Annotated in this window: 2 protein-coding genes (1 of these 2 only partly in view); both read left to right on the forward strand. The window is 69.0% G+C overall.

The window, feature by feature from the left end; translation table 11 throughout:
• Complete coding sequence (gene lptB / locus BGN95_RS09685) at positions 1 to 750, forward strand: LPS export ABC transporter ATP-binding protein (protein ID WP_286772501.1); 750 nt, start codon at positions 1 to 3, stop codon at positions 748 to 750.
• A 52-nt stretch (positions 751 to 802) separates the two neighbouring features.
• A protein-coding gene (gene rpoN, locus BGN95_RS09690; protein WP_286772502.1) for an RNA polymerase factor sigma-54 crosses the window boundary here: on the forward strand, positions 803 to 1,150 show its start. Its footprint extends 1,098 nt past the window's final position; 348 of the gene's 1,446 nt are visible here — the first part of the coding sequence; the start codon lies at positions 803 to 805; its stop codon lies off the right edge, out of view.

A 1,150-nucleotide genomic window follows, 5' to 3' on the forward strand; every position in this document is an offset into this window, starting at 1 on the left:
ATCGAGCCGATCACCGAGCCGCCCGTCGCCAACGGGCTGCAGGTGGTGTCGATCGCCAAGAGCTACGACAAGCGCGTCGTGCTGAGCGACGTTTCGGTCTCGGTCGGGCGCGGCGAGGTGATCGGCCTCCTCGGCCCCAATGGCGCGGGCAAGACGACCTGTTTCTATTCGGTGATGGGGCTGGTGAAGCCCGACGCCGGGCGCATCATGCTCGACGGGCGCGATATCACCGGGCTGCCGATGTATCGCCGCGCGATCCTCGGGCTCGGCTATCTGCCGCAGGAAACCTCGATCTTCCGCGGGCTGACGATCGAGAAGAACATCCTCGCGGTGCTCGAGCTGAGCATCCCCGATGCGGCGACGCGGCAGGACCGGCTCGACAAATTGCTCGACGAATTCGGCCTCACCCGGCTGCGCGCCGCCCCGGCGATGGCGCTGTCGGGCGGCGAGCGGCGCCGCGCCGAGATCGCGCGCGCGCTGGCGGCGGACCCGACGATCATGCTGCTCGACGAGCCCTTCGCCGGGATCGACCCGATCTCGATCGCCGACATCCGCGATCTGGTGAAGGATCTGAAACGGCGCGACATCGGGGTGCTGATCACCGATCACAATGTGCGCGAGACGCTCGATATCGTCGACCGCGCGTACATCATCTACGACGGCCGCGTGTTGTTCACCGGCTCGCCCGAAGAGCTGGTCGCCGACGCCAATGTCCGCCGGCTCTATCTCGGCGAGGGATTCTCTTTGTGATGCGACGGCTTGGCTTCGCCTCGCGGGCGGCGCCGGATTTGCGGGACCGATAATGTCGCTCGCGCCGCGCCTCGATCTGCGCCAGTCGCAATCCCTGGTGATGACGCCGCAGCTCCAGCAGGCGATCAAACTGCTGGCGCTCTCCAACCTCGAGATCGAGGGCGTCATCGCCGAGGAGCTCGAGCGCAACCCGTTGCTCGAGGCGAGCGCACCGGCCGACGACGCCCCGGCTGCCGAGCGCGAACCGGCCGAAGCGCCGCGCGACGAGCCCGCCGGCGCCGACGAACTGGTGATGGGGGGCGAGGCGGCGGGCGAATCGCTCGATGTCGATATCGCCGCCGAGCGGTTCGACGACGCGCCGGCCGACACGGTCGGGCTCGGCGGCGCGGGGAGCGTCGGC

Source organism: Sphingomonas sp. 66-10 (assembly GCF_001897045.1).
Taxonomy (GTDB): domain Bacteria; phylum Pseudomonadota; class Alphaproteobacteria; order Sphingomonadales; family Sphingomonadaceae; genus Sphingomonas; species Sphingomonas lycopersici.